Genomic DNA, 6,202 nt, shown 5'->3' on the forward strand with positions numbered 1-6,202 from the left:
TTCAATTTGTTTTTGGTATGGAACAAATTTAGAACGAATAAAGGAGGTTTTTTTACGGAAAACCGTAAATTGGTTTGGTTATTTTATTTAGTTTTTTTTTTTGACAATTAAATCAAGCCCAAATCTTTTGTTATGGTAATTAAGTGAACATTGTTGTTAGCTTTAAAGTAAGTTTTGAGTTTGTTGATTCTTTTTTCAATACTACTATTGCTATTTGGATGGATTTCTAATTTTTTGAATTCAGTAGTAATTTCGGATATTATATATCCTTTAGACAATAGCTGTAGTAATTGAATGTCATAGGCTTCAATTTCTATTATTGCTTTTTTATTTAAAGAGTGTTTTTGATCTTCAGGTAGGAGAATCCTTGTGTTGTTTTTGTACGTTTCTAATACAGCAGTTTTTAAATCGTTTATGCTATTTCTGCCTTTTACAACATAAGCATTGATTTTTTGAATATCAAAAAGTGAATTTATTTTGAATGATTTGTCCTCTATGGAGAATATTATGGTTTTTATTTCTGGTTGAATTTTTTTTATAGCTGTAATAAGTTCTTCTCCATTCTTAATTTTGTTTTCACGATGGTCTTCTTTAAATGATAGGTCGCTTATTATGAGTTCAAATGGTGTTTTGTCATGTTGGGCTTTTTTTATTTTTATAATAGCGTCATCGCAATATTTTACATGTTCAATTTGAGGAATAGCTAATTTCTCTAATGTCGTTTTTATAGTTTCTATGATAGAATCTAAATCTTCTACAATTAATACTTTTTTAAACATAAATAGGATTGTTATGTTGGAATAGTGATATTGGATTTTAATCCTTTATTTTGGTTTTTCTCAAATGTAATTTTCCCATTGATAGTAGAAATTCTATTTTCGATATTTTGAAGTCCATTTTTCTTAATAGGTTTTTCAAAATCGATTCCTATACCATTATCGTAATAATTAACATGTAATTTGTTTTCTTTCTTTTTAAAGGAAAGAAGAACAAGTGTGCTTTTACTATGTTTTTTCATGTTTACTAAAAGTTCCTGAATTACTCTATAAATGGTGATTTTTTTTAATTTAGATATACTTGTCCAATCAAGTTCCTCTAAACCATTGATTATAATATTTGTTGTTTTACTATTAAAGCTAGCGATCATTTCTTTTAAGTTTTCAGAAAATAGATGCTCTGTTTCTATATAGTTGTTTTCTCTTGATATATTTCTGGTAGTTGCATATATGTTATCTAAGTTCTCTAACAGTTTTTCTGATACATTCGGTGAGGATAAATCTTGTGTTTCAGCAAAATTAATTGTCTGATAGATTTCATTAGCCAATTCATCGTGCAGTTTTTTTGCAATCCTTGTTTCAGTATTGTAGGCAGTTTGTAGTTTCTCCTTTTTGTTTTTTTCGATAAGGTAATAATAAATAAAACCTGTAATTATTAATAATATAGTGATAACAAAAGTTGTTACAATATTTTTGTTTCTCTCTTGTGCAGTTAGTAGTTCTCTTTCTGTTTTTAATTTTATATTCTCTTCTTTCTCTTTTTTAGAATCGAATTTTAGTTTGGCAAAGAAATTTTTTGCTTTTTGCCTAATATCGGTTATACTATCATTCAGAGAGATGTATTTTAATGCGTATTTTTTGGATTCACTTCCTTCAGTGTTTTTGATCAATAGACTTAGCGCTATTAAGCGATCATCAGGATTATTGTATTCAGTCGCTTTTTGATATAATAATTTGGCATATTTATAGGAATTAGGTTTGTTTTTATTTGCATAATATTCATGAAGATAGAAATAGTTTGATGTTAAATAGTAATCATTATCCGCTGTTGAATCCATTTTTAATCTTAAAAGAAAGGATTTATTTAGGAATTTTATAGCATTAATATTTCCAAGTTTGAATAGGCAATACCCATAATTATTAAGAATTGTTGAATAATCATTTTTATTATTTTTGATTCCTTTTAAATTTAAAAGCCTTTCGTATACTTGAATAGCCTTATCAATTCTGTTTAGTAAAATATAAGTGTATCCAATATTAATATAACTTGCTATTTTTCGTTTTTTTTCTATTTTATATTTTAAGGTTTTATTATAGTAATATAAAGCTTCTTCATATTGCTTTAAGTATAAATAATTACTACCAAGCATTGCATAAAATTTAAAATTATTTTTTTGATTATTAAATTTTTCAGTTAAGGATAGTGTTTCAATAATTGAATTTTCTGCACCAGTATAATCGCCTTTTAATTGTTGACATGTTACTATTATAAACATGTTAGTAGCATATTTTTTTAGCTCCAATTTAGGATTAATATCTAATCTTATTTTGTTAGCATAATAAAAGGCGCTATCGTATTTATTGTTGTCATAATAGTTATTGGCAAGTTGGTAATATTTGTTAACTTGTTTTTTATCTTTCAATACTTCAATCGGCTCTTTCTTTTGTACACAAGCGTTAAGGGAAAGAGTAATTATGAGATAAATAAAATATTTAATTTTTTTGGGGTACTTTTGGTAATTCATAGTAAGGAAATCTAGTACTAAAATACTATTTTTCGTTAAAATGTGAGGTGGTTTATATTGAAAATAGTAGGGTGTATTTGAATTAAATTTAGTGTAAATAAAAAAACCTCATCACGCTTAAGCGGATGAGGTTTTCTATATAAGTAAGTAGTCTTAAATTGAGTTGATAAAACGTTTATTTTACTTTGTTAAGTACTGCTTTGAAAGCTTCTGGGTGGTTCATTGCTAAATCTGCAAGAACTTTTCTGTTCAATTCGATTCCGTTAGCTTTTACTTTACCCATAAATTGAGAATAAGACATTCCTTCTAATCTAGCTCCAGCGTTAATACGTTGAATCCAAAGTGAACGGAAGTTTCTTTTGTTTTGCTTTCTGTCACGGTAAGCATAAAGCATTGCTTTTTCTACCGCGTTTTTAGCTACTGTCCAAACGTTTTTACGACGACCAAAGAAACCTTTGGCTTGTTTCATTATTTTTTTTCTTCTTGCTCTTTTAGCAACTGAATTTACCGATCTTGGCATAATTTTTACTTTTATTTTTGTAGCAGGCGACCCGAATTTAATCAAGGGTACTTATTGGCCATACTCCAAGGTTATTAAATTGTTTTAACCTAAAGAAATTTATCTAAAGACTTTTGTCGATTAGATAATTCTTAATTGTTGTTTGATACTTTTCATATCTGTAGAGTGAACTAGCGCTGAGTGTGTCAAAGCTAATTTACGTTTCTTAGATTTTTTAGTCAAGATGTGACTTTTAAAAGCATGCTTTCTTTTAATCTTTCCAGAGCCAGTAACTTTAAAACGTTTCTTAGCGCTAGATTTTGTTTTCATTTTAGGCATTTTTCCTAGTTTTTTGAATTTATTCTTACTTACTTATTTTATGTTTAGTTTAAAATAAAAGCAGTTACACTTATTGTTTTAAACTTTAACTATTTCTTTTTCTTAGGAGCAATGAACATAATCATTCTTTTTCCTTCAAGAACAGGTAAAGCTTCTACTTTACCAAATTCTTCTAGATCTGTTGCTAATCTTAATAATAAGATTTGACCTTGATCTTTATAAATAATAGAACGTCCTTTAAAGAAAACAAATGCTTTTAATTTAGCTCCTTCTTTTAGGAATTTTTCGGCGTTCTTTCTTTTAAATTCATAATCATGCTCATCTGTTTGAGGACCGAAACGAATTTCTTTAACGACAACCTGTGAGGATTTCGCTTTTAGAATTTTTTCTCGTTTTTTCTGCTCATAAACAAACTTTTTGTAATCCATGATTTTACAAACCGGTGGATCAGCATTTGGCGAAATTTCGACTAAATCTAATTCAAGTTGATCAGCTAATCGCAAAGCATCTGCTGTTTTAAAAACTCCTGGCTCTACATTTTCACCTACTAGTCGTACTTCCGGCACACGAATAAGATTGTTTATTCTGTGCGCATCTTTTTTTTCTACTCGAGGTTGGAAACCTCTATTGTTTCTTATTGCTATGGCTATAAAATTTAAGTTAAACAGTAAATACTTTTAATGTCTTGTTTATTTCTTCGTTTACAATTCTGACAAATTCTTCAATTGTAACGCTGATGTTTGCTTTTCCTTCTTGACCCTGACGACGTATGGAAATTGTTCCGTTTTTCTCCTCTTCCTCTCCAACAATCAGCATAAATGGGATTTTTTGCAACTCTGCATCTCTGATTTTTTTACCAATTGTTTCGTTTCGGTTGTCAATTAGCCCGCGAATTTCGTGATTTTCTAGCAAATCTAAAACTTTTTTGGCATAATTTTCATATTTCTCGCTCAAAGACAAGATTATAGCCTGCTCTGGCATTAACCATAAGGGGAAATTTCCTGCTGTGTGTTCTAGTAAAATTGCTATGAAGCGTTCCATAGAACCAAAAGGAGCACGGTGAATCATCACTGGTCGGTGAAGTTCATTGTCTGATCCTTTGTATGTTAGTTCAAAACGCTCTGGAAGGTTGTAGTCAACTTGGATTGTTCCTAATTGCCATTGTCTCCCTAAAGCATCTTTTACCATGAAATCCAGTTTAGGTCCGTAGAAAGCTGCTTCACCGTATTCGACAACAGTATTTAATCCCTTGTCACGTGCAGCATTAATAATAGCATTCTCAGCTTTTTCCCAGTTTTCGTCTGTTCCTATGTATTTTTCTCTGTTTTCTGGATCTCTTAATGAAACCTGAGCAGTGAAGTTTTCAAATCCTAATGAACCAAATACATATAATACAAGGTCGATTACTTTTTTGAACTCGTCGTCTAATTGTTCTGGAGTACAGAAAATATGAGCGTCGTCTTGAGTAAATCCGCGTACACGTGTTAATCCGTGTAATTCCCCTGATTGCTCGTATCTGTAAACTGTACCAAATTCAGCGTAACGTTTTGGTAAATCTTTGTATGACCAAGGTCTTGTGTTGTAAATCTCACAGTGGTGAGGACAGTTCATTGGTTTCAATAAGAACTCTTCGCCTTCTGCTGGAGTATTTATGGGTTGGAAGCTGTCCGCGCCATATTTCGCATAATGACCAGAAGTAACATATAGTTCTTTTTGACCAATATGAGGAGTAACAACTTGCTCATAACCTGCTTTTTTTTGAGCTCTTTTTAAGAATTGCTCTAATCGGTCTCTTAAAGCAGCTCCTTTAGGTAGCCATAAAGGTAAGCCTTGGCCTACTTTTTGAGAAAAAGCAAATAATTCTAATTCTTTACCTAGTTTTCTGTGATCACGACGTTTTGCTTCTTCTAATAATTCTAAATATTCAGTTAGGTCTTTCTGTTTTGGAAATGAAACACCATATACTCTAGTCAATTGTTTGTTTTTTTCATCACCTCTCCAGTAAGCACCAGCAACACTCATGACTTTCATGGCTTTGATAAGTCCTGTATTTGGAATATGTCCACCTCGGCATAAGTCGGTAAAAGTATCATGATCACAAAAAGTGATTGTTCCGTCCTCTAAATTCGAAATCAATTCTGTTTTGTAAACATTGTTTTTATATAGTTCTAAAGCTTCTGCTTTTGAAACAGGACGTAATTTAAATTCGTGTTTACCTCTGGAGATCTCAAGAACTCTATCTTCTATTTTTTTGAAATCCGCTTCAGTGATTTTTTGATCTTCAAAATCTACGTCGTAATAGAATCCGTTAGCGATAGCAGGTCCAAGAGTTAATTTGATTCCAGGGTACATTTCCTCTAGTGCTTGGGCCATTACGTGAGAAGTAGAGTGCCAGAAAGCTTTTTTTCCTTCTAGGTCGTTCCAGGTATATAATATAAGACTGCCGTCGGTTGTTAATGGTGTTACTGTTTCAATAGTTGTACCATTGAAAGAAGCTGAAATTACATTTCTTGCAAATCCTTCGCTAATGCTTTTAGCAACATCCATCGGAGTTACGCCTTGCGCAAACTCTCTAACTGACCCATCGGGCAAAGTAATCTTAATCATTGTTAGTTTAATTTTGAGATTGCAAATATATAGTATTCAAAAAATACATACAATATATATTATAGTATAGTGTGTTTCTTTTTGGTTATTGTGTATAGGTGTGTTTTTCAGGAGCTATTTCCCGCTATTCATTTCAATCTTATTGTTTTTAAAGAAAAAACAATAAGGATTTCCATTTCTATCGGTGCTAGGGAAGTTGCTTAAAACGGTATTTCTATAATTGTATAGTGTAAAAA

Annotated in this window: 6 protein-coding genes; all 6 read right to left on the reverse strand. The window is 30.8% G+C overall.

Annotated elements, in window-relative coordinates; genetic code table 11:
* Window positions 1–107: 107 nt before the first annotated feature.
* Window positions 108–779: a response regulator gene (locus ACFPTQ_RS06990; RefSeq protein WP_379775514.1), complete on the reverse strand. Its 672-nt coding sequence runs from the start codon at window positions 777–779 to the stop codon at window positions 108–110.
* An 11-nt stretch (window positions 780–790) separates the two neighbouring features.
* Window positions 791–2,521, reverse strand: coding sequence for a tetratricopeptide repeat-containing sensor histidine kinase (locus ACFPTQ_RS06995; RefSeq protein WP_379775516.1), 1,731 nt, complete (start codon window positions 2,519–2,521; stop codon window positions 791–793).
* Window positions 2,522–2,696: 175 nt separating this feature from the next.
* Entirely contained in the window at window positions 2,697–3,041 is a 345-nt protein-coding gene (gene rplT, locus ACFPTQ_RS07000; RefSeq protein WP_026714940.1) for a 50S ribosomal protein L20, read from the reverse strand.
* A gap of 120 nt (window positions 3,042–3,161) precedes the next feature.
* Window positions 3,162–3,359 carry a 50S ribosomal protein L35 gene (gene rpmI / locus ACFPTQ_RS07005; protein ID WP_007810722.1) on the reverse strand — a complete coding sequence of 66 codons (198 nt, stop codon included), beginning with the start codon at window positions 3,357–3,359 and terminating at the stop codon, window positions 3,162–3,164.
* Window positions 3,360–3,448: 89 nt separating this feature from the next.
* Entirely contained in the window at window positions 3,449–3,997 is a 549-nt protein-coding gene (infC, locus tag ACFPTQ_RS07010; protein ID WP_278036537.1) for a translation initiation factor IF-3, read from the reverse strand.
* Between the two features lie 22 nt (window positions 3,998–4,019).
* Window positions 4,020–5,966 carry a threonine--tRNA ligase gene (thrS, locus tag ACFPTQ_RS07015; RefSeq protein WP_379775520.1) on the reverse strand — a complete coding sequence of 649 codons (1,947 nt, stop codon included), beginning with the start codon at window positions 5,964–5,966 and terminating at the stop codon, window positions 4,020–4,022.
* Window positions 5,967–6,202 lie beyond the last annotated feature (236 nt).

It is taken from the genome of Flavobacterium sp. GCM10022190, assembly GCF_042656445.1.
Lineage (GTDB): Bacteria > Bacteroidota > Bacteroidia > Flavobacteriales > Flavobacteriaceae > Flavobacterium > Flavobacterium nitratireducens.

What these genes read in the sequence shown, in the direction of transcription:
- rplT (WP_026714940.1), bottom strand. Translation starts at nt 3,041, where the DNA reads ATGCCAAGATCGGTAAATTCAGTTGCTAAAAGAGCAAGAAGAAAAAAA.
- ACFPTQ_RS06990 (WP_379775514.1), bottom strand. Translation starts at nt 779, where the DNA reads ATGTTTAAAAAAGTATTAATTGTAGAAGATTTAGATTCTATCATAGAA.
- ACFPTQ_RS06995 (WP_379775516.1), bottom strand. Translation starts at nt 2,521, where the DNA reads ATGAATTACCAAAAGTACCCCAAAAAAATTAAATATTTTATTTATCTC.
- rpmI (WP_007810722.1), bottom strand. Translation starts at nt 3,359, where the DNA reads ATGCCTAAAATGAAAACAAAATCTAGCGCTAAGAAACGTTTTAAAGTT.
- thrS (WP_379775520.1), bottom strand. Translation starts at nt 5,966, where the DNA reads ATGATTAAGATTACTTTGCCCGATGGGTCAGTTAGAGAGTTTGCGCAA.